At 43.9% G+C, this 23,793-nt stretch carries 19 protein-coding genes, 20 tRNA genes, 2 rRNA genes and 1 riboswitch (1 of these 42 only partly in view); of the genes, 6 read left to right on the top strand and 35 right to left on the bottom strand.

Translation table 11 applies throughout. From position 1 onward, the window contains the following. Positions 1-92: 92 nt before the first annotated feature. Both MKY15_RS12935 and MKY15_RS12930 read right to left on the bottom strand, forming a co-directional pair. Positions 93-686 (bottom strand): histidine phosphatase family protein, encoded by a 594-nt coding sequence (locus tag MKY15_RS12935; RefSeq protein ID WP_335339517.1) that lies wholly within the window; start codon positions 684-686, stop codon positions 93-95. A gap of 42 nt (positions 687-728) precedes the next feature. Then, positions 729-1,517 (bottom strand): alpha/beta hydrolase, encoded by a 789-nt coding sequence (locus MKY15_RS12930; protein WP_067206522.1) that lies wholly within the window; start codon positions 1,515-1,517, stop codon positions 729-731. A gap of 119 nt (positions 1,518-1,636) precedes the next feature. Here MKY15_RS12930 and MKY15_RS12925 point away from each other — a divergent pair, with 119 nt between their 5' ends. Then, positions 1,637-2,149 (top strand): gamma carbonic anhydrase family protein, encoded by a 513-nt coding sequence (locus MKY15_RS12925; RefSeq protein WP_067206519.1) that lies wholly within the window; start codon positions 1,637-1,639, stop codon positions 2,147-2,149. Between the two features lie 302 nt (positions 2,150-2,451). Here MKY15_RS12925 and metK read toward each other — a convergent pair whose 3' ends face one another. Continuing rightward, complete coding sequence (gene metK / locus MKY15_RS12920; RefSeq protein ID WP_067206517.1) at positions 2,452-3,648, bottom strand: methionine adenosyltransferase; 1,197 nt, start codon at positions 3,646-3,648, stop codon at positions 2,452-2,454. Between the two features lie 189 nt (positions 3,649-3,837). Continuing rightward, positions 3,838-3,955: riboswitch (SAM riboswitch) on the bottom strand. A 182-nt stretch (positions 3,956-4,137) separates the two neighbouring features. Between metK and pckA the strand changes: the two genes are divergently transcribed. Further along, positions 4,138-5,724: a phosphoenolpyruvate carboxykinase (ATP) gene (pckA, locus tag MKY15_RS12915; RefSeq protein WP_187046941.1), complete on the top strand. Its 1,587-nt coding sequence runs from the start codon at positions 4,138-4,140 to the stop codon at positions 5,722-5,724. Between the two features lie 175 nt (positions 5,725-5,899). Here pckA and MKY15_RS12910 read toward each other — a convergent pair whose 3' ends face one another. From MKY15_RS12910 to MKY15_RS12890, 5 genes are all read right to left on the bottom strand, one after another. Next, positions 5,900-6,691, bottom strand: coding sequence for a prolyl oligopeptidase family serine peptidase (locus tag MKY15_RS12910; protein ID WP_340741605.1), 792 nt, complete (start codon positions 6,689-6,691; stop codon positions 5,900-5,902). Continuing rightward, positions 6,681-7,142, bottom strand: a complete 462-nt coding sequence (locus MKY15_RS12905) for an NUDIX domain-containing protein (RefSeq protein WP_067206508.1) — start codon at positions 7,140-7,142, stop codon at positions 6,681-6,683. The genes MKY15_RS12910 and MKY15_RS12905 overlap by 11 nt, the downstream gene beginning before the upstream one ends. A 46-nt stretch (positions 7,143-7,188) precedes the next feature. Then, a complete protein-coding gene (locus MKY15_RS12900) occupies positions 7,189-7,497 on the bottom strand; it encodes a transposase (RefSeq protein WP_231885774.1) in 309 nt (102 codons plus the stop codon). 88 nt (positions 7,498-7,585) lie between these two features. Then, positions 7,586-7,768 (bottom strand): putative motility protein, encoded by a 183-nt coding sequence (locus tag MKY15_RS12895; RefSeq protein WP_067206503.1) that lies wholly within the window; start codon positions 7,766-7,768, stop codon positions 7,586-7,588. A 63-nt stretch (positions 7,769-7,831) separates the two neighbouring features. Continuing rightward, on the bottom strand, positions 7,832-8,281 hold the full coding sequence (locus MKY15_RS12890) for a Dps family protein (RefSeq protein WP_067206501.1): 450 nt from the start codon (positions 8,279-8,281) through the stop codon (positions 7,832-7,834). A gap of 101 nt (positions 8,282-8,382) precedes the next feature. On the opposite strand from MKY15_RS12890, the gene yidD reads away from it, so the two are divergent. Together yidD and MKY15_RS12880 are read left to right on the top strand one after the other, a co-directional pair. Further along, positions 8,383-8,613 (top strand): membrane protein insertion efficiency factor YidD, encoded by a 231-nt coding sequence (gene yidD / locus MKY15_RS12885; protein WP_067206498.1) that lies wholly within the window; start codon positions 8,383-8,385, stop codon positions 8,611-8,613. Positions 8,614-8,773: 160 nt separating this feature from the next. Further along, complete coding sequence (locus MKY15_RS12880; RefSeq protein ID WP_342537697.1) at positions 8,774-9,751, top strand: zinc ABC transporter substrate-binding protein; 978 nt, start codon at positions 8,774-8,776, stop codon at positions 9,749-9,751. A gap of 363 nt (positions 9,752-10,114) precedes the next feature. Here the strand turns inward: MKY15_RS12880 and MKY15_RS12875 are convergent, their stop codons facing one another. The 5 genes from MKY15_RS12875 to MKY15_RS12855 form a co-directional block, all read right to left on the bottom strand. Next, positions 10,115-11,560 (bottom strand): o-succinylbenzoate--CoA ligase, encoded by a 1,446-nt coding sequence (locus MKY15_RS12875; protein WP_342537696.1) that lies wholly within the window; start codon positions 11,558-11,560, stop codon positions 10,115-10,117. A 196-nt stretch (positions 11,561-11,756) separates the two neighbouring features. After that, positions 11,757-12,575, bottom strand: a complete 819-nt coding sequence (gene menB, locus MKY15_RS12870; protein WP_067206491.1) for a 1,4-dihydroxy-2-naphthoyl-CoA synthase — start codon at positions 12,573-12,575, stop codon at positions 11,757-11,759. After that, positions 12,572-13,417 carry a 2-succinyl-6-hydroxy-2,4-cyclohexadiene-1-carboxylate synthase gene (gene menH / locus MKY15_RS12865; RefSeq protein WP_342537695.1) on the bottom strand — a complete coding sequence of 282 codons (846 nt, stop codon included), beginning with the start codon at positions 13,415-13,417 and terminating at the stop codon, positions 12,572-12,574. Before menH ends, menB begins: the two co-directional genes overlap by 4 nt. After that, positions 13,410-15,122: a 2-succinyl-5-enolpyruvyl-6-hydroxy-3-cyclohexene-1-carboxylic-acid synthase gene (menD, locus tag MKY15_RS12860; RefSeq protein WP_342537693.1), complete on the bottom strand. Its 1,713-nt coding sequence runs from the start codon at positions 15,120-15,122 to the stop codon at positions 13,410-13,412. Before menD ends, menH begins: the two co-directional genes overlap by 8 nt. Beyond that, on the bottom strand, positions 15,115-16,500 hold the full coding sequence (locus MKY15_RS12855; protein ID WP_067206483.1) for an isochorismate synthase: 1,386 nt from the start codon (positions 16,498-16,500) through the stop codon (positions 15,115-15,117). Before MKY15_RS12855 ends, menD begins: the two co-directional genes overlap by 8 nt. A 163-nt stretch (positions 16,501-16,663) precedes the next feature. Between MKY15_RS12855 and MKY15_RS12850 the strand changes: the two genes are divergently transcribed. Together MKY15_RS12850 and MKY15_RS12845 are read left to right on the top strand one after the other, a co-directional pair. After that, positions 16,664-17,575 (top strand): 1,4-dihydroxy-2-naphthoate polyprenyltransferase, encoded by a 912-nt coding sequence (locus MKY15_RS12850; RefSeq protein WP_067206480.1) that lies wholly within the window; start codon positions 16,664-16,666, stop codon positions 17,573-17,575. A 185-nt stretch (positions 17,576-17,760) separates the two neighbouring features. Beyond that, complete coding sequence (locus tag MKY15_RS12845; RefSeq protein ID WP_067206477.1) at positions 17,761-18,489, top strand: TraR/DksA C4-type zinc finger protein; 729 nt, start codon at positions 17,761-17,763, stop codon at positions 18,487-18,489. Between the two features lie 857 nt (positions 18,490-19,346). Here MKY15_RS12845 and MKY15_RS12840 read toward each other — a convergent pair. The 22 genes from MKY15_RS12840 to MKY15_RS12735 form a co-directional block, all read right to left on the bottom strand. Next, a tRNA-Glu gene (locus MKY15_RS12840) sits at positions 19,347-19,418 on the bottom strand. Positions 19,419-19,428: 10 nt separating this feature from the next. Further along, positions 19,429-19,519: transfer RNA gene (locus MKY15_RS12835), tRNA-Ser, on the bottom strand. A 9-nt stretch (positions 19,520-19,528) separates the two neighbouring features. Then, positions 19,529-19,603 (bottom strand) — tRNA-Asn (locus MKY15_RS12830). Between the two features lies 1 nt (position 19,604). Next, positions 19,605-19,681: transfer RNA gene (locus MKY15_RS12825), tRNA-Ile, on the bottom strand. 4 nt (positions 19,682-19,685) lie between these two features. Next, positions 19,686-19,759: transfer RNA gene (locus tag MKY15_RS12820), tRNA-Gly, on the bottom strand. A 7-nt stretch (positions 19,760-19,766) separates the two neighbouring features. Beyond that, positions 19,767-19,842: transfer RNA gene (locus MKY15_RS12815), tRNA-Phe, on the bottom strand. A gap of 59 nt (positions 19,843-19,901) precedes the next feature. Beyond that, positions 19,902-19,977 (bottom strand) — tRNA-Asp (locus MKY15_RS12810). 3 nt (positions 19,978-19,980) lie between these two features. Further along, positions 19,981-20,055, bottom strand: a tRNA-Met gene (locus MKY15_RS12805). Positions 20,056-20,097: 42 nt separating this feature from the next. Then, positions 20,098-20,190 (bottom strand) — tRNA-Ser (locus tag MKY15_RS12800). Between the two features lie 17 nt (positions 20,191-20,207). Further along, a tRNA-Ile gene (locus MKY15_RS12795) sits at positions 20,208-20,284 on the bottom strand. A gap of 7 nt (positions 20,285-20,291) precedes the next feature. Then, positions 20,292-20,365: transfer RNA gene (locus tag MKY15_RS12790), tRNA-Met, on the bottom strand. A 22-nt stretch (positions 20,366-20,387) separates the two neighbouring features. After that, positions 20,388-20,463 (bottom strand) — tRNA-Ala (locus MKY15_RS12785). A gap of 81 nt (positions 20,464-20,544) precedes the next feature. Then, positions 20,545-20,621, bottom strand: a tRNA-Pro gene (locus MKY15_RS12780). 26 nt (positions 20,622-20,647) lie between these two features. Then, a tRNA-Arg gene (locus tag MKY15_RS12775) sits at positions 20,648-20,724 on the bottom strand. Between the two features lie 21 nt (positions 20,725-20,745). Then, a tRNA-Leu gene (locus tag MKY15_RS12770) sits at positions 20,746-20,831 on the bottom strand. A gap of 7 nt (positions 20,832-20,838) precedes the next feature. Next, positions 20,839-20,913: transfer RNA gene (locus MKY15_RS12765), tRNA-Gly, on the bottom strand. An 8-nt stretch (positions 20,914-20,921) separates the two neighbouring features. Continuing rightward, positions 20,922-21,003: transfer RNA gene (locus MKY15_RS12760), tRNA-Leu, on the bottom strand. Positions 21,004-21,033: 30 nt separating this feature from the next. Further along, positions 21,034-21,109 (bottom strand) — tRNA-Lys (locus tag MKY15_RS12755). A 6-nt stretch (positions 21,110-21,115) separates the two neighbouring features. Continuing rightward, positions 21,116-21,191 (bottom strand) — tRNA-Thr (locus MKY15_RS12750). 24 nt (positions 21,192-21,215) lie between these two features. Beyond that, positions 21,216-21,291, bottom strand: a tRNA-Val gene (locus MKY15_RS12745). 66 nt (positions 21,292-21,357) lie between these two features. Continuing rightward, positions 21,358-21,473, bottom strand: a 5S ribosomal RNA gene (gene rrf / locus MKY15_RS12740). Between the two features lie 153 nt (positions 21,474-21,626). Further along, a 23S ribosomal RNA gene (locus tag MKY15_RS12735) occupies positions 21,627-23,793 on the bottom strand; it runs 765 nt beyond the window's last position.

The following is a 23,793-nucleotide window of genomic DNA, read 5'->3' as shown; positions in this document are numbered from 1 at the left end:
TAGAATGATAGAATATTTTAAATAATATAATGTATTTCGACTTATTAAATATACGCAAAATAAAAAACGCCATTCTCTGGCGTTTTAAATGCTTACTTAATACGTTGTAAATGTTTCGTACAATTAAACAGCTCGCATAGGTTTCGATCTTCTTGCAGTTTAATAATAGTGACTGATGTGTTTTCCAGATCCATAGCTAAATCCTTGTAAGGGACAAGCTCTTTTATCAATCGACCAATAAATCCTCCATGACTGACGACTAAGATTCGTTTATCTGGATGCAATTCTTTTATTTCCTCTATGAAATTAAGTCCGCGTGAAATAATTTCTTCCTGCGGTTCGAAACCGAGTTCCAGCTGTCTCCATGAGTGCCCCCATTTTTTTACTCGCTCCATTTCCGTCAATCCTTCAACCAGGCCACCCCCTGATTCCCGCAAGCGATTGTCCGATAAGAGACGGATATCAGGCATACTGTCCGCGATGATTTCAGCTGTTTTTGCAGCACGAATTAAAGGACTTGTGTAGATGACATCCCATTGTTCACCAGAAAGTCTTTGAGCTACACCGTGTGCCATCTCAATTCCTTCATCATCAAGTGGGACATCAGTACTTCCTTGTGCCCTTCCTTCTTTATTCCACGCGGTAACGCCATGTCGTACAAACCCAATTATCGTAATCGTAAACACCTCCCTCTTCACATTTACTCACAAACCATTTCCAAGTATTCCCTATACGACATACCCTAGCGACCTTAGAACATTATTCATAAATGATTCCGTATATAAGTATACTTCCTCGCGCTCTGGTTCCTGATAAACGTCATGGTACAGCCGTTTCCATTGCTTATATTGAAACTCAGAAAGTTCCTGTCGGATAAACCATTTCTTAGCAAGCACTATGTCTGTTATTTTATCCTCTTCCGCAATATGCATAAGCACTGGGATATCATGAACACTTCTTTCGCTCTGCGCAACCAATTTCATGAATGATTGTAACTCTTTATACCAGGCTACGGTGAATTCATCGTTATAAAAGTCATCTTGCTTAGCTTCTTCATATAAATCACTATTGCGTGTTAACATCTCAATGTCAATTTCATGATTCAATTTCATGGATGACGAGAATTTTGTCAATACGTTCGAAAATTTAGGTGGCTGATGACGCAATGCTAGCCATGGGGAACTAAAAACAGCCCCTGCGCATTCAATTTTCTTTCGCTGTAAAAGACGCATTACGAAGGTGGCACCTATTCCATGTCCAATAATGAACAACGGTAAATTATCATCGAGACCGACCGCTATTAATTTTTCCACAAATTTAGCGTAGGCATCAAATTGTTCATCGTGAATTTTTCCGACACCTTCCGCCCCGTGTCCAGGTAAATCTCCTGTCACGACATGAAATCCGCTGTTTCGGAGTTTCTGAATAAGCCATGCATTTCTACTATGATGTTCGTACACATTATGGACGATGGCCACGACAGCTTTTGGTGGCCCTTCTGCTTCCCATTTCCACATGGTCATCTTCCCCTCATCTATCTAGTTCTTTTATCTATATATTTCCCTATTTATCTACAATAAAAACCTAATCTTTGTTACGATAATTATACACTACCTAAAGAAAAGAGGAGAGCATCATGATTTATCCTTATAAAGGAAAAACGCCTGTAATTGATCCGTCCGTTTTCATTGGCGACTTCACGACGATTTCAGGTGATGTGACAATTGGTCCTGAATCGACAATTTGGTTTAATACCGTAATCCGGGGTGACGTATCTCCAACAATTATTGGACGTAAAGTAAATATTCAAGACTTATGCTGCCTTCATCAAAGCCCAAAGTTTCCGCTTATTCTTGAAGATGAGGTGACAATTGGGCACCAAGTAACGTTACATAGTTGTACGGTAAAAAAAGGAGCGCTTATCGGTATGGGTTCCATTGTTTTGGACGGTGCTGAAATTGGCGAAGGGGCATTCATTGGCGCAGGCAGTCTCGTGCCGCCTGGTAAGAAGATTCCCCCGAATACGCTAGCACTCGGGTCGCCAGCAAAAGTCGTGCGTGAGCTGAATGACGACGATCGTGCGGACATGGAACGGATTGTTCAGGAGTATGCCGAAAAAGGGCAGTATTACAAGAGTTTACAACAATAATAAAAGAGCTGCCTTTGAAGGCAGCTCTTATTTTTTTATAAATAAAAAGATTACTAAACCAATTAACACAAATAACGCAACAACCCCAACCAGTAGTAACAAACCTATTAAACTCATAGCCCGACGCTCTCTCCTCTCCGATCAGGTTTCACTTTATAACAATTGTATCATTTGTTTATAGCTCCTGTGATGAGAGTGTACGACAGATTCGCTACACTCTATGACGCCCGCTAAATCAAACATCCTAAACAGAAAAAACACCAAAAAACAGGGAGATCCTGCCTTTCAGTGTTTACACTACATTATTTCCCTGCTAACTCTTTCAATGCATCAGCTTTATCCGTTTGTTCCCACGGTAGATCAATGTCTGTACGGCCGAAGTGACCGTATGCAGCTGTTTGTTTATAAATTGGGCGGCGCAGATCAAGCATTTTGATGATGCCTGCTGGACGAAGGTCAAACAGTCCACGCGTAAGCTCAACAAGTTTACTTTCCTCGACTGTGCCTGTTCCAAATGTATCGATAGAAATCGATACAGGTTGTGCAACACCGATTGCATAAGCAAGTTGCACTTCACATCGATCTGCAAGTCCTGCAGCGACAATGTTCTTCGCAACATAACGTGCCGCATATGAAGCCGAGCGGTCCACTTTCGTCGCATCTTTCCCAGAAAACGCACCGCCGCCATGACGCGCATAACCACCGTACGTGTCAACGATGATTTTACGGCCAGTAAGACCTGCATCTCCTTGAGGTCCCCCTATTACGAAGCGGCCAGTTGGGTTGATGAAGTACTTCGTGTCTTCATCGATTAAATCAGTTGGTACAACCGGGTTTATGACGAATTCTTTAATATCACGCTGAATTTGCTCAAGTGTTATTTCAGGGTGATGTTGCGCTGAAATAACAATTGTATCGATGCGTACTGGTTTATTGTTTTCATCATATTCAACAGTCACTTGTGTTTTTCCATCTGGACGCAGATACGTAAGGGTTTCATCTTTGCGTACTTGTGCAAGTCGGAATGATAATTTATGAGCTAGGCTAATTGGTAACGGCATCAGTTCCGGTGTTTCATTACAAGCGTAACCGAACATCAAACCTTGGTCACCAGCTCCAATTGCTTCAAGTTCATCATCTGTCATCGAACCTTCACGCGCTTCAAGTGCCTGGTCAACGCCTGCAGCGATGTCGGCTGATTGTTCATCGATCGCAGTCAAAACTGCAGATGTTTCCCAATCAAATCCGTATTTCGCGCGTACATAACCAATTTCTTTAACAGTTTCACGCACAACTTTCGGGATATCGACATATGTTGTCGTCGTAATTTCTCCTGCAACGAGGACAAGTCCTGTTGTAATTGTCGTTTCACATGCAACACGTGCATTTGGATCTTCTGCCAATATAGCATCTAGAATAGCATCCGAAATTTGGTCACACATTTTGTCCGGGTGTCCTTCAGTTACCGATTCTGAAGTAAATAGTCGGCGATTTGTCATGTTATTTCCTCCTTATATCCTACGAGATTGATACGGTACTCATATGTCCCATGTAGAGTCTTTTCTAAATGAAAAGACTACAAGCCATTGCGAGCTCTATACACGAGGATTAAGGGCGATATCATATAAAAAGCCCTTCGCTCACGTAATAATACATGAGGAAAGGCATGATTTCATAAGCACCTTTCACTCTTATCATACAAGGACTGTGCCTTGCTACAGGTTTGGCACCTTCGCGCAGACAAAACGTCTGTGCAGGTTGCCGGGTTTCATAGGGCCTGACCCCTCCACCAGCTCGGGATAAGAGTATCCGTTCAACTATATATGCTACGAAAAATCTTGTTGCATGTCAAATCTTTTTACCCATTTTGCGTATAAATCCTTGAGGTTTGAATTAGTATAGATTATTATTCTTAATGTGTTATACTAATTCAATAATGTGATGACACCCAATTGATTGGGACTATATGCAAAGGACGGTACATACTTATGATATCTGCGAAAATTAGTGATGACCTCAACAAACTTCTTTCTGGGAAAAATGTAAAAGTTCAACTTTCAGTTCCACAACTTGTTGAAAAAGCGATTTCACGTGGTGAAGCTCAATTGACATCAGACGGAGCGGTTACAGCTCAGACAGGCAAATATACAGGTCGTTCACCTAAGGACAAATACATTGTTGAGGAAGCGTCCTCCAAAGACAAAATCGATTGGGGCAACGTCAATCGTCCAATCTCTTCTGAAATTTTCGATTCATTATATAATAAAGTAATTACTCATTTGAGAACAAAAGACGAACTGTTCGTCTTCAAAGGTTTTGCAGGCGCAGATCCAGCTTCACGACTATCCATTCAAGTTGTGAATGAATTTGCATGGCATAACCTGTTTGTTCACAACTTGTTCATCCGCCCAACTGAAGAAGAACTAGTACAACATGAATCACAATTTACAATCGTTTCGGCTCCTTCATTTAAAGCTGATCCTGTGGTCGATGGTACGAATTCAGAGACATTCATTATCGTATCAATGGAAAAACGTATTGTTCTTATCGGTGGAACTGAATACGCTGGCGAAATGAAAAAATCAATCTTCTCAATCATGAACTACTTACTACCAGAAAATGGAATTATGCCGATGCACTGTTCGGCAAACGTTGGTGAAGACGGTGATGTTGCCCTATTCTTCGGTCTTTCTGGAACAGGTAAAACAACACTTTCGGCAGATGCAAACCGTAAATTAATCGGCGATGACGAGCATGGCTGGTCTGACACTGGTGTCTTCAATATCGAAGGCGGTTGCTATGCAAAATGTATTAATTTATCACAAGAAAAAGAACCTGAAATTTTTGGTGCAATTCGTTTTGGTTCCGTACTAGAAAACGTTGTCGTCGATCCGGAAACACGCATTCCTGACTACGATGATGGTTCATTAACTGAAAACACGCGTGCAGCTTATCCTATCCAAGCAATTGATAACATCGTTGACCCTTCTGTTGCTGGTCATCCGAAAACGATTGTATTCTTAACGGCAGATGCGTTTGGCGTGCTACCTCCAATCTCGAAGTTAACAAAAGAACAAGCAATGTATCACTTCCTAAGCGGGTTCACTTCGAAGCTTGCCGGAACTGAGCGTGGTATCACATCACCTGAAGCAACGTTCTCAACGTGCTTCGGTTCACCTTTCCTTCCACTTCCAGCGACAGTATACGCTGAAATGCTTGGGAAGAAAATTGATGAACATGATGCACAAGTATTCCTTGTTAACACAGGCTGGACTGGCGGCGTCTACGGCGTTGGTAAACGTATGGATCTTAAATACACACGCACTATGGTACAGGCAGCTCTTGCTGGAGAATTGAACAACATTGAAACAGAAACTAACGGCGTATTCGGCCTCGAAATGCCTACATTCATTGAAGGTGTTCCAACAGAAGTGTTGAACCCGCGCAATGCATGGGCAGACGGCGAAGCATACGATGTAAAAGCAAATGAATTGGCAAACATGTTCCATGAAAACTTTAAAAAATTCGGTATGGTTTCTGAAGAGATTACGCTTAAAGGCGGACCGATTGCATAATTTTCAAATTAAACAGTGTAGCACATTGAATGTGCTACACTGTTTTTTTGTACCTTGGATTTGTAATTGTAAAAATGGAGTTGTAACTGCAACTTATTTCGTCTAATTGCAACTTTGGCGTTTTAATTGCAAACCCGTACTTCTAATTGCAACTTCATTTCATTCAAAAAACCACTCATTTTTCTTGTCTTCTCATCCAACTACATAAATCGCGTACAAGTTGTGCATTCATGACAGGCGGTATGAAGTGTGTATATTCAGGGAAATACCATGTCTCATATACTTTTTTATGTTCACGCAGTGCGTTTTCAAGCAAAACTGCTTGTTGAAATGACACGTTCTCGTCGATCATGCCATGAATGATGAGTACGGGAGCATCAATTTCATCCACGCGGAACAGCGCCGTACGGTTTCTGTATTCATCCGGCATGTTATTCGGTGTCCCGCCGATAACTCTTTTCATCATCCGCCGCATATCTTTCCGTTCTTTATATGTAAATACGATATCGGATACGCCAGACCATGTAACTACCGACGTAATATCTTCACGTAAAATTGCTGTCCAAAGAGCCATTATACCGCCCCGTGAAAATGCAAACAAGTGAATTTTTTCCACGTTTGTCTTCGGATTTTGCTTCAGCACATCAACGGCATTCACCGCATCCTGACGATCGGCCCCAGCAAACTCATCCCGTCCCTCGCCTCCACGGTTCCCCCGATAATAAGGAGCGAAGACAACAAATCCTTGCGAAGCAAACTGTGCAATTCGGGCAGGACGAACCATACCGATATGCTGCATGCCCCCTCGCAAATAGATGATGCCTTCGTAGTTCCCTTCTGTAATTGGTTCTGCCATGAGTCCCTTCACTTTTAACCCATCTGAAAAATATGTAATTTCTTCAAGCGAAACATGTGGATTTGGAGACGGATAGGGCCTTCTATGAATAATCGTACCATCATGACTCATGCTCTTCCACCCACTTTCTTAATGTTTCCATGCCTGTGTTTTTCATAAGGAAACTCAATTCTTCACACTGGTCAAGCTCTTCATTAGTCATCCACATAGCTCCTTCTGTTTCGTAAAGGGCTGGATGCTCATCGATTTCCGCAACTTTCCCTGTGAATACAGCTTTGCAAAATGTACTATTACTTCGAACGACATACTCTGCAAATTGCACAAGATCCGTAATTTTCACACCTGTTTCTTCAATCGTTTCGCGTATAACTGCCTCCTCGATCGTTTCTCCATGCTCTGCTTTACCACCTGGAAACTCAACGCCTCGAACTAAATGCCGAGTCAGTAACCATTTACCATTATGCTTGAGGATAACAAGGACATGCCGAGCTGGCATTCCAAATTGGTTTTCTCCGAAAGTCAGCTCAACACGACCACCATTAACATCATTGAAAATAAGCATTGCACTCACGTCCTTTCAACCAGTGTAGCGAAGGACAGCAATCCTTTCAACGAAAATACGGAAGCTTTTCGATAAATCGCTTCGACTTATCATCTGTAAATTCATGAATGAGCGCATAGATCTTCATCGTACGTTGATCGACGTTGAAATTGTTCCGACCATAATGATAGGGCAAAAACGGTAAATGTGACCTAAGGAAGTTTCGGAATTCGAGTTCATCTATCTGACTAAATAACCGATGAAAAACAGGAACATACTGACTTTCTACATTAACCTCATATTCCCACGGTGAATCATCTGGGTAATGGTATACTTGCTGATTTACGACAGAAACGTACATTTTGTATTTCTCCATGCTACACCATCCTTTTTTCTTTTTAGCATGGCTTAGTATGAAAAAAGCATGCATCCCCTTTTACTGGAGATACATGCTTTACCGCAATTTACGCTTGTACGTCAACCGAAGCTCCCTTATGAGGATGGGCTGCAACAGACTGATTAGATAAACTTTTCAACATATCTGTTGCCGCTGCAGTATTCATTGCAAGTGCATTATTTAACACACTCAACTGAACAGTCGATTGCAAACTTCTCAATTGACTTGCCATGATGGAGCTCATATCCATTTGCCATCACTCCTTCCACAAGCTTATTATCGGCATTTTTCTAGTATTTTTAATGAAAAATGATTACTTGTTATCTTCACCCAGGAATGCATTCAGCATCCATTGATGTTTTTCGATACTTTGATATGTCGCGTTCAACAAATCTTCCGTCATATCGTCGCCATCTTTCGCAGCCAGCTGCATGCCTTTTTTCAACGATTTCATAATTTCACCGAAATCATTTACGACAGTTTTCACCATGCTGTCTTCTTTTTCATCTCCCGTTGCTTCTTTCACAACAGATTGTTCAAGATGTTCTTTCAGCGTCGCTACAGGATCTCCGCCAAGTGTCAAAATACGTTCTGCGATTTCATCCATATGTAACGTCGCTTCATTATAAAGTTCTTCAAACTTTACATGTAACGTGAAGAAATGATGACCTTTAACATACCAGTGATAGTTATGGAGCTTCGCATACATAACCGACCATGTAGAAACTTGGACATTCAATTCATTAATAAGTTCTTTCGACATATAAATCTCTCCCCTTATTGTTAAATATAATTCATCTCTCTGTTAATTTACCACCGAAGCATCTACAATAAACATCGAGGCATTAATAAGGAGTTTTTTAAATGAAAAAGATTTTAATTGGCTTTATTAAACTATATCAAAAAGTAATTTCACCCCTTACACCACCTTCATGCCGTTTCTATCCCACTTGTTCTCACTATGGGATTGAGGCAGTCGAAAAGCATGGAGCACTAAAAGGTTCATGGCTTGCGGTACGTCGAATTTCAAAATGCCATCCGTTCCACGAGGGTGGATTTGATCCTGTACCAGACAATGATATGCATAAAAAGTGATCTTTTTAGATAGAACGGTTTGACATAATTGTCGAGCCGTTTTTTTCGATTAAAAGAAATTCGCTTATTTAGTTGCCAAATTAGAAACACTCTTGTATGATAAAAAAGTCAGTTACACAAATCGGAATGATTACTATTAATAATACGGAGGATATATCTAATGAATAAGAAACTTTTTTTCATCATGTCATTACTAACAATTATGCTACTTAGTGCTTGTGGCGCTAAATCCACAGAAAACTCGGAAACTGGGACAGAGAAATTGTCTATTTATACAACAGTATACCCGCTTCAATACTTTACAGAACGAATCGGCGGCGACTACGTCGATGTGAAATCCATCTATCCTGCTGGCGCGGATGAACATACTTTTGATCCTACACAAAAAGATATGATGGGACTCGCGGACTCGGATTTGTTTTTCTATATAGGACTTGGCCTTGAAGGTTTTGTGGAAAATGCAGAAAAAACCATGAAAAACGAACATGTAAAAATGGTTGCAACAGCAGAGGCGATTCCTGATGAGATGCTAGACGAAGGTCATAGTGATGAAGGTCACGACGAAGATGCTGAACATGATGAACATGGACACGAAGGTCATGATCATGGGGGAATTGATCCCCATGTATGGATCTCACCACTGCTTAGTGTCGAACTTGCAACTTCTATCAAAGATGCATTGATTGCATCAAAACCTGAAATGAAAGACGAATTCGAGAAGAACTTTGAACAACTGAAAGTAGAACTTGTCGAACTCGATAGCAAATTCAAAGAGATGGCTTCCACTATCCCTTCCAAAACGTTCTTTGTTTCACATGCATCATTTGGTTATCTAGCCGATTCATATGGACTGGAACAAGTCGCGATTGCGGGACTGAACTCACAAAGCGAGCCGTCACAAAAGCAATTAGCACAAATTGTCAAAGAGGCAAAAAATCACAACATCCACTATGTACTTTTTGAACAGAATGTATCATCTAAACTAACTAATGTCGTGCGGAAAGAAATTGGTGCTGAATCACTCATGCTCCACAATCTTGGCGTATTGACAGTGGATGATGTAAAAAACAACAAAGACTATTTTTCTTTGATGGAACAAAACATTGAAACGCTGAAGAAAGCGTTAAGTGGAAAGTAAATGAAGAAAGGTTGTCCCGTATACCAGATTTAATCTGGTATATGGAACAGCCTTTTTGTTTTTGCTGTGACAGTTTGGAGTTGCCCTTACAGTTTAATCATTTGACATGACAGTTAGCGCAATTGCCCTTACAGATTGATGACTTGCCATGACAGTCCAGAGTTGACCTCACAATTTAATCTGTTGCCAGGACAGTTAACGCAACTGCCCTTACAGATTGATGACTTGCCATGACAGTCCAGAGTTGACCTCACAATTTAATCTGTTGCCAGGACAGTTAACGCAACTGCCCTTACAGATTGATGACTTGCCATGACAGTCCAGAGTTGACCTCACAGTTTGACTTTAATTTCGACTTCAACCTTACTCCAAATCCACTGACTCTTTCAATTTGCGACGCAATAACTTATTTGACCCGTTACGCGGCAGTTCATCTACGAAGCGGAATGATTTCGGTACTTTGTAACGCGCCAATCGCTCTTCACAATACGCTATCAAATCAGCTTCTTTCACATTTCCTGACACTACGACAAACGCAACTGGGACACTTCCCCACTCGGAATGTTCTTTCCCGCAAACGCCTACCTCTCGAATATTCGGATGCGCTATCAGTACATTTTCAATTTCAGCAGGGTAAATATTTTCTCCTCCTGAAATGATTAAGTCGGATCTTCTATCGACGATATACAAATAACCTTCCGAATCAAGATAACCGATATCACCTGTTGGAAGCCAGCCATTTTCTAATGGATCCACTTCGGAAAAACGACCAATATATCCAGGTGTCACATGTGAACCGCGTATAAATACTTCACCTTTTTCACCTGGCGTTTCTGTATCTTTGATTTTGATTTGATTGAAAAACAATGGTTTGCCTGCTGAACCCATTTTCCTCATTGCATCACTTGCTGCTAAGGTCGCTGTTTGCGAACTAGTTTCTGTCATGCCGTACGTTTGGAGAACAGGAACTTCAAGTACTTTTGCCCGCTTCAAATAATCGATTGGAACGGGGCCACCACCTGCCAGCATTGATTTAAATGATGAATGTGCGACACTATTATCCTTTTCCAGTTCACGCAGAACTTTATCCAATGTAAGAGATACAACAGACATCCGTGTGACGGACCCATCCCTTACCGCTTTCGCAGACTTGACCGCATCAAACTTCTCATGCAACTGAACCTCATTTCCGTATAGAACAGAACGAACGAGAATCGAGAACCCGCTAATATGAAATAAAGGCATCGCACAGAGCCAGACATCGTCTTCATCAAGCCCTAAATTTAGAACAGACGACAGTGCACTCGAGACGTGATTACCTGCAGTCTGACGGACCCCCTTCGGAAATCCTGTCGTGCCCGATGTATACATAATCGTAATGGTTCTGTCTGATTGCCAACTTTCCTGGATGACAAAAGCCTGTTCCGCACTTTCTTTGATCGTAGAAAATAGTAGCTGACGTACCGGCGTATCGGCAACAACACTACTCAGTTCATTCGACACAATTACCGTATTGGCGCCTGAATCATCCAATTGATATGCGATTTCTTTTTTCGACAACCGACTGTTTAGCATAACAATCTCAAGGCCGGCCAGCATACATGCATGAATGATGACTACCATTTCAGCATTGGAGGACCCAAGCAAGGCGATCCGTTCCCCTTCATTTAAACTGTTAGCCCTCAATTTTCGTGCAAGAACCACAGCATCATCTTTTAACTGTGCGAATGTCCACTTTTCCTCTTCGAACGATAAAGCTATTTTATCAGGCGTTAAATAAGCCCGTTGCATTAACCAATTTGGAATCATGCCATCACCATCCATTCAGAAAAAGCTGCCCGATTAGAGGCAGCTTTCTTAGTTTTTATCCAGTTTGATTACTGTCTAGGCTTCAGGCCCCAGCCCCTCGAGTCGCTTCAGGCTTGCTGAAAAGGCAAAGTACGCCTTTATCTTCAAGCCTTCCAGCGCTTGTCGGGGCTGAACGGCGCCTAACGCTTTTCTTTGATCAAGGAAAACGTGGGAATTGTCCGAAGTCCGGTTTGCGTTTTTCTTTGAATGCATCGCGGCCTTCTTTCGCTTCGTCTGTTGTGTAATAAAGAAGTGTTGCGTCGCCAGCCAATTGTTGAAGACCAGCAAGTCCGTCCGTATCCGCATTCATTGCCGCTTTCACGAAACGAAGTGCCGTAGGGCTCATGCCAAGCATCTCTTCACACCATTGGACCGTCTCGTCTTCCAGTTGTTCATAAGGAACTACTGTATTGACTAGACCCATGTCGAGTGCTTCCTGTGCGTTGTATTGACGGCAAAGGAACCAGATTTCGCGCGCTTTTTTATGGCCAATGATTCGTGCCAAGTAGCCCGAACCGTAACCTGCGTCGAATGAACCAACTTTAGGTCCTGTTTGTCCGAAAACTGCATTTTCTGCTGCAATCGTCAAATCACAAACGACATGAAGAACATGTCCGCCGCCGATTGCATATCCTGCAACCATTGCCACAACCGGTTTTGGAATAACACGGATTAGACGCTGTAAGTCCAAGACGTTGAGACGTGGAATTTCGTCGTCTCCTACATAACCGCCATGCCCTCGTACGGATTGGTCTCCGCCTGAACAGAATGCTTTCTCGCCTTCGCCTGTTAAGACGATGACTCCAATGCTTTGGTCGTCCCGTGCGCGTGAAAATGCGTCGATTAACTCCGATACCGTTTTAGGACGGAATGCATTGCGCACTTCCGGACGGTTGATTGTTACTTTTGCAATCCCGCCATACTGTTCGTATTTGATGTCTTCGTATGTACGTATCGTTTCCCATTGACGTGTCATAGTGATCCTCCTCGATTTTTCAACTCTGAAATATGCTCCTCTATCATTGTAGCAAATGTAGCCGGTTTTTCCACATGAATTGCATGTCCAGCATGTTCTATCGTTTCGTGGCGGACATTAGGGAAATCCCACTGCATTTCCCGGGAAATATTTACGAACTTCGTGTCGAGTTTTCCCGTTATGAGCAAAACCGGAAGATTGACTGTTCCTAGGCTCTCCCAATAAGAAGCTTGGCTACCTGTTCCAATACCACGTAAGCTGTTCGCAAGGCCTATTTCACTCTGACTAAGCCGTTCATTCCTCACTGCCAGCTGCTTTTCTTCCGACAAAGTCTTCTGAGACGCGAACAAGGGAATATTTCCCCAGAAATCGATGAATGCCGGCAATCCGTCCCTTGTGATTCTGTCTGCCAGCCGCCTGTCAGCTGCTTGTCGTTCTTCTCTTTCCACTTCCGTCTTCAATCCTGGAGAAGAACTCTCGAGAATCAATGACGAGACCCGCATTGGATGTCGCACCGTATAAGCCAGTGCAATACGTCCCCCCATTGAATAGCCAACTAAGATGAATTGATCAAGAGAAAGCTCAGTAAACAGTTCCTCAAGGTCCTCTACTTGCTGATCCATAGAGTAGCGGCCAATGTCTTCCGGAATAGTCGATTTGCCGTGTCCCGTCAAATCGACAGCTATTGTCTGGTAGTTACCTTTTAGCAACTTTGTAATTTCACGCCATGATGTGGTGCTCCCCGTAAAACCATGTAGAAATACGATGACAGGTAGATTTTCTCCACCTTGGATTTCCACATACATATTAATTTCACGTATACGAATAGTCTTTTCATTCATTACGATCAAGCCTGTCCGTGATTTGCTTCCATAGGTCTCGGTGCGCTTTCACATTCGCTTGACGATTCGTGAACACTTCGATAATACGCACTGGTTTTTCCTTCGCTTTATCGAGCTCCATTCCGAACTCTTCTGGCGTGTGGATTGCCGCATACTGCGCATCATACATCGCAGCAATGTGGCCGAATGTTAAGCCTGTTGGTGTGCCAAACAGCTCTTCGAAATGATTACCTGCATCAGCTTGCGGAAGGTACGAGAATATTCCACCCCCATCGTTATTAATAATGACAATGGTTAAATCTGCCTCGTGGAAACGAGTAACAATTAATCCGTTGACATCATGCAAGAACGATAAATCGCCAATTAACAGCCATGTTGGACGCTTTCTTGCCGCCTGGATACCGAATGCTGTCGATACAACACCATCGATACCATTCGTCCCGCGATTCGCAAAAATTGTAATATCCTTATCCGTCTTCCTGAAGAACGTGTCTACATCACGGATTGGCATGCTGCTGCCACTTACGAGGTCGCTCTCTGTGGGAAGGTGCTCAAATAATGTTTTTGCAAATATCCCTTCATCGCCAGCAACACCCTCATACTTATTTGTAATCGCTGATGCCGCCTCATTCGCCATCGTCCACAACTCTGTATAAGATGTCTTCGGTTTATCCACAATAATTTTCATGACTGTTTCGGATGAAGTCTGGATATGATGCGTAACGACACCGAGCGAATCCCTAAATTCCGGCGATTCATCCACCGCTATAACTGTAGCTGGTCTTACTTTTTTCAAGTAAAGCGAAAGCGGCTTCGCTACTGGCTGTGCACCAAAACGAATGACAGTATCAGGTACGACTTTCTCTTTGAATGCATCACTTTTTAATAGCGCATCATAATGATCAATACAGAGCGCTATGCATTGTTCAGGTACTTCCGTGCGAAGATTTGATAGCGGATCGCATAATACTGGCCATTCCAGTGCTTTGGCAAAGTTCCAAAATGCTGCTTTATCGAACCCTATCGGCATTTCACCAGCAATGATGAAGCCTTTTTCCGACGTTGCAAGCAACTGTGAAATTTGTTGGGCAGTAGATGCATCCAAACTGTCTACACTTTTAAATCGTTTTTTGAAAGTCATTTTCGGCGTTTCCCGATTAAAATCGATCAGAAGTGGTTCCCGGAACGGCACATTTAAGTGAACGGGTCCGCGTGGAGCTGTAGTCGCAACTGACAGTGCACGGCTAATATGGCGATCAATAAAGTCTTCGATATCCGGATTGTTTTCAGCAAGTGGGAAATCTACACTATATTTCACATGCTTACCATACATTCGAATTTGATCGATTGCCTGTGGCGCACCGACTTCCCTTAATTCATGCGGACGGTCAGCCGTGATAACAATAAGAGGAATACGCGCATAATACGCTTCTGTTATAGCAGGATGATAATTCGATGCTGCAGTACCTGACGTACAGAGAAGGACGACAGGATTACCGGATGCCTTCGCCAAACCTAATGCAAAGTAGGCAGCCGATCGTTCATCGACTTGCATATAGACATCAAGGCCTTTTGTTGAAGCGAAAGCGTAAGCCAGTGGTGTCGAACGAGAGCCTGGACTAATAACTACCGTTTTCACATCAGCCATCATCAAAGCAGCAGTCATTCTACGAACATAATCAGTCAAAACTGTACGGTTATCCATTCAGTTTTCCTCCAAGCGCCCGCATAACCGGTCTGAATTTCACCCATGTTTCATCGTATTCTTTATCTGGTTCAGAGTCTGCCACAATTCCTCCACCTGCGTATAAGTACGCACTATTGCCGTCAAGAAGTGCGGAACGGATTGCCACAGCGAATTCACCATTTCCAGCAGTATCTGTCCAACCAATTGGTCCAGCATAATAACCCCGATCCAAGTTTTCCTCAGAACGAATCATTTCCATCGCTATATCAGTTGGGACACCGCCTAGCGCCGGTGTCGGGTGAAGTGCTTGAACCAAACTAAAAATATCAGTTCCTTGTTCAACTTTTCCTTCAACTGGCGTAAACAAATGCTGAATATCACGGACTTTCATCAGTTTCGGTACTTTCGAAATTTTGATGTCTGTGCAAAATGTCTTAAACACTTGTGAAATCATATTAACGACATATTGATGCTCTTCTCGATTTTTTCTATCTTCAAGAAGTTCATCGCCAAGTTCGCGGTCTTCAGTTGCCGACTTGCCTCGTTTAATGGAACCCGCAACACATGCCGAATACGCACGGCCATTTGATATTTCAATTAAACGTTCAGGTGTAGCACCAAAAAATAATTGGCCGTCTTTTTGCAATCCAAAGTGATAACTTTCCTGCTGTTCATTTGATATATGATGAAGTGCAGTGACAGCCGGCACGTCATCTGCAAAGTTTAGTTTAACCGAACGTGCAATTACTACTTTTTCAGCTTCACCATTGTTAATTTTCTTTGTGACATCTGCAACGGTTTCCAGATAATGTTCTTTCGAAAGTTCCTCTATTGACACAACTTCCGGTTTTGTAAGCAGAGCGGATTCCTCGACTTGCGCGATATGAATTAGACGGTCTCTTTCATCCCTTAACTTCTCAAACTGTTCTGCCCCATCGTTGCTTTTTGTTACGAGGTTAATGGAAATTTCTGTCTTACCATTCGTAATCGACAACTGGAAAGAAGGTACAACGAAATGGGCCGATGGAAATGCATCCCACTCTGATTGCTTAACACTTTTCGGATCAAACGAGAAACCTCCAAAAAGAACAGGTTCCCGATCATTTTCTTCTTTAATAAGCGCACTACATAATTTTTTCCAACTTGTTGAAATATGTGTGAAACGATCATTCGTTCCATCACTTGTTAATACCGTAGCATGTCCAATACCAACAAGCGTTAAAGTTTTATCTGCATTTTGCCAATAGAAACGTTCATCTTTGTAACACGAATCCCCTGCTTCAAAAAACGCAAGTGGTGAGATTCTCCCCGCATCGACAGTTTCTGTAAAAAAACGCAGCTCATTCTGCCTAACATTTAATTGAGATTCACGGGTAGCGGTCAACTTCCGATTCATTATTTTCCCTCCGTACATTCATTCGACTGATTTAAAACAATACCTATAGTCTATCATACCGAATCAATGTCGTTTCAGCACATAATAAGCAGTCCATATGTTCACTCCACCCATTTTGGAGTACAATAGATAGGGTCATTAAAAGGATAGGGAGAGAGCCAAATTGCAACAGACAATAAAAGCGGATAAAGGCTGGCGTATTTGGTGGCAGCTTACACGTCCACATACACTAACGGCAGCCTTTGCACCTGTATTTCTCGGTACCATGATTGCACTAACTTACGGAAAATTACATTTTCCTTTATTCATCGCCATGCTCGTCGCGAGTGTTTTCATCCAAATGGCAACGAATATGTTCAATGAATATTATGATTTTAAAAGAGGACTTGATACAGAACAGTCCATTGGTATCGGCGGTACAATCGTCCGTAATGGTGTAAAACCAAAAACCGTGTTGAATCTTGCCTTTATGCTTTACGGGATTTCCGTCCTTATTGGTATCTATATATGTATGGAAACCTCATGGATGCTCGCAGTCGTCGGGATCCTGTCAATGATGGTAGGCTACTTTTATACTGGAGGACCGTATCCTATCGCCTACACGCCATTTGGAGAACTGTTTTCCGGTGTTGTCATGGGAATGTTACTTATCCTTATTTCGTTTTATATCCAGACAGAAACAGTAACGACAGAAGCGGTTCTGCTATCTATCCCAAGTATGTTGCTAGTCGCAGGTATTATGCTAGCAAATAATATACGTGATTTAGAAGGCGATAAGGAAGGCGGACGAAAAACACTCGCTATTCTTGTGGGCCGCTACAACGCAATTACAATCCTAATGCTATTTTTCATTATTTCCTATGGCTGGATTATTGCAATGATTCTCTTCGGTCATCTTACTCCATGGGCACTGCTTGTATTTCTTAGTATCAAAAAGCCGATTGGAGCGATTACTGTGTTCCGAAAAAATCACATCCCAATACATGTGATGCCTGCGATGAAAAACACTGCAGTTACGAACACTTTATTCGGCTTACTATTAGGGATCGGAATACTCATTGGGCATCTGCTCTAACTAATAAAAAAAAAGCGTAAAGCCTCGATTTAACTCGAAGCTTTACGCTTTTTCTGATTTATATGTTTAGATGGAACGAAATAAAGGAAAGTTAAGTAACGATAGTCAACAATCTGTACTTTTGTTTATTAAGTACGGTGTGTATGTGCAGACTAATGCCATTACTAAAAAGGACGTGACAAAACTTGTTGAACGATAAACAAAAAGCCACTCTAAAAAAAGAACTATATGAAATGAAGGATCACTTAACAAAAACAGAAGAAGAAACAGATATTAAGGAAAGTGCACAAGAAGCTGCCGGCGAGCTGTCGATGTATGACAATCATCCCGGTGATATGGGTACAGAACTGTTTGAAAGAGAGAAAGACATGGCTTTAAACGTTCATGCTGGCTCTGAATTAGATAAAGTAGAAAGCGCCTTACAAGCGATGGTGAACGGTTCTTATGGGAAATGTGAAGTGTGCCAAAAAGATATACCATTTGGGCGACTTGAAGCAGTTCCTTACACAACTCTTTGCATCGACCATGCGACTGAGCAAGAAATCCCCAATGATCGACCTGTCGAAGAAGATACGCTTACCATGGCCAACCCAAATTCTTTTTCCGGAGCGGCCCGGGATGGCGAAGACAGCTTTCAGGAAATCGCAAAATCTGGAACATCAGAAACCCCTTCCGATTTCAGCGGAGATCACGATGACTACAATACGTTATACGACAGCGGAATTTCAGATGGTGCAACCGAAGTATTTGAAGAATTCACAGGAACCGATATAAATGGAAAGTCACGCGGTTTCATCAGGTCCGATGCCTCAGAGAAATATGAAGCGGAACTGGATGATGAAGGAATCGAATCCCCTCTCGGAGATATTCCTTATCATGAAAAAGATAGTTATATAGAGGATCAGAAGAAGTGAAAAGAAACACCATAGGCCATTGCTTATGGTGTTTCTTTTCAGGATATTTTAGCTCACGTATGTTAATTAACCAAAAGTAACCAGTAAATGATTTAATCAAACACTAGGCGCTGCGTGTGCAGTTGCCTTTGAGTTGCTTTAGATAGAACGACCTCTTTACTATTATCGAGATATCTTGATGTGTAGGGATGCGACTTCGTAGCACCCTACACATTTTTCGGGAATCGTTTGGTGGTTATCCATCCGTTGCTCTCCAAAGGCATAAGTACACGAAATGCTAGAGCTTTTTGGGACGAAAGAATAGCGGGGCTTCTTAACTGGATAAAAGCCGCCAAAGATATAATTTTGGCGGCTGAAGTCTTCTCCATAGTCTTGTCTTTTTTATTTAAGAATGAAACAGAACTCCTACCAATATCGCTTCGACGCTGGATGGTCTATATGAGAAAGAGCATTTCATTATCTGTGATGAAATCTGCAACCTGGAGTACGTCTTTCTTGAATATAAGTAGTATCAACTAGTAATCACCTAATAATCTCGGCATATACATCTCAAAATCACATTTCTCTCGATAATGAACACCCTAGTGCAGGCGCGGCAAAGGGGTCGCCGAAGCCGTTAGACTGGATGCGAAGCGATATCCAGGCTTACGGTGAAAGGCATCCCCAAAGCGTCAAGCGTTCTACAATCCACACCCCGAATTATAACTCTCTCCTTATTGAGCGCCACAGTAGATTCAATGGGATTCTTTAATTCAACATATATAGTGAGAATTTAAGTGAACTAGAAAACTATATATAAACAAATTAAAAAGTAGCTTTACAAGTTCATTAAGAACTTGTAAAGCTACTTTTATGTATGACCCCTACGGGATTCGAACCCGTGATACCGCCGTGAAAGGGCGGTGTCTTAACCGCTTGACCAAGGGGCCAAATTATATATGGCGGAGAAGGAGGGATTCGAACCCTCGCACCGCTTTCGCGATCTATACCCTTAGCAGGGGCACCTCTTGAGCCGCTTGAGTACTTCCCCATATATAAATGGCTCCGCAGGTAGGACTCGAACCTACGACCGATCGGTTAACAGCCGATTGCTCTACCACTGAGCTACTGCGGAATGGTGGGCCTAAATGGACTCGAACCATCGACCTCACGCTTATCAGGCGTGCGCTCTAACCAGCTGAGCTATAGGCCCTTTTTGGAGCGAGTGAAGGGAATCGAACCCTCATCATCAGCTTGGAAGGCTGAGGTTTTACCACTAAACTACACTCGCATAACAATGGTGGCTCAGGACGGAATCGAACCGCCGACACAAGGATTTTCAGTCCTTTGCTCTACCGACTGAGCTACTGAGCCACGTATTTAGTTTACATTAAGTCGTTAACTTATTCTAAACCTTATAGTATTAATAAAAATGGCGGTCCCGACCGGGATCGAACCGGCGATCTCCTGCGTGACAGGCAGGCATGTTAACCGCTACACCACGGGACCATTTGGTTGCGGGGACAGGATTTGAACCTGTGACCTTCGGGTTATGAGCCCGACGAGATACCACTTCTCCACCCCGCGACAACAATATAAGTACTATTTAATTTCACCACTAGTTAAAAATGGAGGAGGTAGAGGGATTCGAACCCCCGCGGGATTTGACTCCCCTGTCGGTTTTCAAGACCGATCCCTTCAGCCGGGCTTGGGTATACCTCCATGGCTGTATATAATAGTGGTGGACCTTGCAGGACTCGAACCTGCGACCGGACGGTTATGAGCCGTCTGCTCTAACCAACTGAGCTAAAGGTCCTTTAAGATGGCGGCAGAGGGGATCGAACCCCCGACCTCACGGGTATGAACCGTACGCTCTAGCCAGCTGAGCTACGCCGCCAGGATCTTTATTAAAATTGTGTTGGTGGAGCCTAGCGGGATCGAACCGCTGACCTCCTGCGTGCAAGGCAGGCGCTCTCCCAGCTGAGCTAAGGCCCCATTATAGCTGGCAATTATTAAAGCACAAATCTACTTAAAATGGTATATTCTTTAAGCGGCGAATCTGCTTAAAAATCTTAATGGTCGGGAAGACAGGATTCGAACCTGCGACCCCTTGGTCCCAAACCAAGTGCTCTACCAAGCTGAGCTACGTCCCGAAGAATTATAAAGTTTAAAAACATAATGGTGCGCCCGGCAGAAGTCGAATCCACAACCTCCTGATCCGTAGTCAGGTGCTCTATCCAATTGAGCTACGAGCGCATATAAGTGAAAAGTTATTAATGCCGAGAACCGGAATCGAACCGGTACGGTAGTCACCTACCGCAGGATTTTAAGTCCTGTGCGTCTGCCAGTTCCGCCACCCCGGCAAAAATATGGAGCGGAAGACGGGATTCGAACCCGCGACCCCGACCTTGGCAAGGTCGTATTCTACCACTGAACTACTTCCGCATTATAAGTGCGGGTAAAGGGAGTCGAACCCCCACGCCCGAAGGCACTAGATCCTAAGTCTAGCGCGTCTGCCAGTTCCGCCATACCCGCAATATAAATTATGACACTAAGTCATAAAAATGGTGAGCCATGCAGGATTCGAACCTGCGACCCTCTGATTAAAAGTCAGATGCTCTACCAACTGAGCTAATGGCTCGAAAAGTGGTGCCGGAGAAAGGACTTGAACCCTCAACCTACTGATTACAAGTCAGTTGCTCTACCAGTTGAGCTACTCCGGCTAATAGTTTTCATTATAAATAAAATGGTGGAGGATGACGGGCTCGAACCGCCGACCCCCTGCTTGTAAGGCAGGTGCTCTCCCAGCTGAGCTAATCCTCCTGGGTATAAGTGCGACAAACTTCAGTTGTTCGTCCTATTCATAAACCTATGTAATAATTGTTACAAGACCGGCGACGTCCTACTCTCACAGGGGGAAACCCCCAACTACCATCGGCGCTGAAGAGCTTAACTTCCGTGTTCGGGATGGGAACGGGTGTGACCTCTTCGCAATCGTCACCAGACTTGTATGATCTTTTCTCAAAGACAATAATTATTATAACATATCATCTAATTAATTGCAAGTACTTTTTTTATGAACGGTACTTATTCGCTCAAAACTGAATAAAACAGACATTGTGCTACACAGAATCAGGGTAATCAAGCCCTTTTCAAAATTGGTTAAGTCCTCGATCGATTAGTATCCGTCAGCTCCACACGTCGCCGTGCTTCCACCCCAGACCTATCAACCTCATCTTCTTTGAGGGATCTTACTTACTTGCGTAATGGGAAATCTCATCTCGAGGGGGGCTTCATGCTTAGATGCTTTCAGCATTTATCCCGTCCATACATAGCTACCCAGCGATGCCTTTGGCAAGACAACTGGTACACCAGAGGTATGTCCATCCCGGTCCTCTCGTACTAAGGACAGCTCCTCTCAAATTTCCTGCGCCCGCGACGGATAGGGACCGAACTGTCTCACGACGTTCTGAACCCAGCTCGCGTACCGCTTTAATGGGCGAACAGCCCAACCCTTGGGACCGACTACAGCCCCAGGATGCGATGAGCCGACATCGAGGTGCCAAACCTCCCCGTCGATGTGGACTCTTGGGGGAGATAAGCCTGTTATCCCCGGGGTAGCTTTTATCCGTTGAGCGATGGCCCTTCCATGCGGAACCACCGGATCACTAAGCCCGTCTTTCGACCCTGCTCGACTTGTAGGTCTCGCAGTCAAGCTCCCTTATGCCTTTGCACTCTACGAATGATGTCCAACCATTCTGAGGGAACCTTTGGGCGCCTCCGTTACTCTTTAGGAGGCGACCGCCCCAGTCAAACTGCCCGCCTGACACTGTCTCCTGCCCCGATAAGGGGCATGGGTTAGAAGTCCAATACAGCCAGGGTAGTATCCCACCAACGCCTCATCCGAAGCTAGCGCTCCGGAATCCAAGGCTCCTACCTATCCTGTACAGGCTGCACCGGAATTCAATATCAGGTTACAGTAAAGCTCCACGGGGTCTTTCCGTCCTGTCGCGGGTAACCTGCATCTTCACAGGTATTATAATTTCACCGAGTCTCTCGTTGAGACAGTGCCCAGATCGTTACGCCTTTCGTGCGGGTCGGAACTTACCCGACAAGGAATTTCGCTACCTTAGGACCGTTATAGTTACGGCCGCCGTTTACTGGGGCTTCAATTCGAAGCTTCGCTTGCGCTGACCTCTCCTCTTAACCTTCCAGCACCGGGCAGGCGTCAGCCCCTATACTTCACCTTGCGGTTTTGCAGAGACCTGTGTTTTTGCTAAACAGTCGCCTGGGCCTATTCACTGCGGCTCTCTCGGGCTTTAACACCCTACCAGAGCACCCCTTCTCCCGAAGTTACGGGGTCATTTTGCCGAGTTCCTTAACGAGAGTTCTCTCGATCACCTTAGGATTCTCTCCTCGCCTACCTGTGTCGGTTTGCGGTACAGGCACCTCCCGCCTCGCTAGAGGCTTTTCTTGGCAGCGTGAAATCAGGGACTCAGGGATAAATCCCCTTGCTGTAACAGCTCAATGTTATAGGAACGGGATTTGCCTCATTCCACACCTCACTGCTTAGACGCGCATAACCAACAGCGCGCTCACCCTATCCTACTGCGTCACCCCATTGCTCAAACGGCGGGGAGGTGGTACAGGAATATCAACCTGTTGTCCATCGTCTACGCCTTTCGGCCTCAACTTAGGTCCTGACTAACCCTGAGCGGACGAGCCTTCCTCAGGAAACCTTGGGCATTCGGTGGAAGGGATTCTCACCCTTCTTTCGCTACTCATACCGGCATTCTCACTTCCAAGCGCTCCACCAGTCCTTACGGTCTAGCTTCGACGCCCTTGGAACGCTCTCCTACCACTGACATCTAAGATGTCAATCCACAGTTTCGGTGATTCGTTTAGCCCCGGTACATTTTCGGCGCAGCGCCACTCGACCAGTGAGCTATTACGCACTCTTTAAATGATGGCTGCTTCTAAGCCAACATCCTGGTTGTCTGGGCAACGCCACATCCTTTTCCACTTAACGAATACTTGGGGACCTTAACTGGTGGTCTGGGCTGTTTCCCTCTCGACTACGGATCTTATCACCCGCAGTCTGACTCCCAAACATAAATCATCGGCATTCGGAGTTTGTCTGAATTCGGTAACCCGGGATGGGCCCCTAGTCCAAACAGTGCTCTACCTCCGAGATTCTTAAGTTTGAGGCTAGCCCTAAAGCTATTTCGGAGAGAACCAGCTATCTCCAGGTTCGATTGGAATTTCACCGCTACCCACACCTCATCCCCGCACTTTTCAACGTACGTGGGTTCGGGCCTCCAGTAA

This window comes from Sporosarcina sp. FSL K6-1540, from assembly GCF_038620285.1.
Taxonomy (GTDB): domain Bacteria; phylum Bacillota; class Bacilli; order Bacillales_A; family Planococcaceae; genus Sporosarcina; species Sporosarcina psychrophila.
The sequence above is the reverse complement of the archived record's forward strand: the minus strand, read 5'-3'. Positions and strand labels throughout refer to the sequence as shown.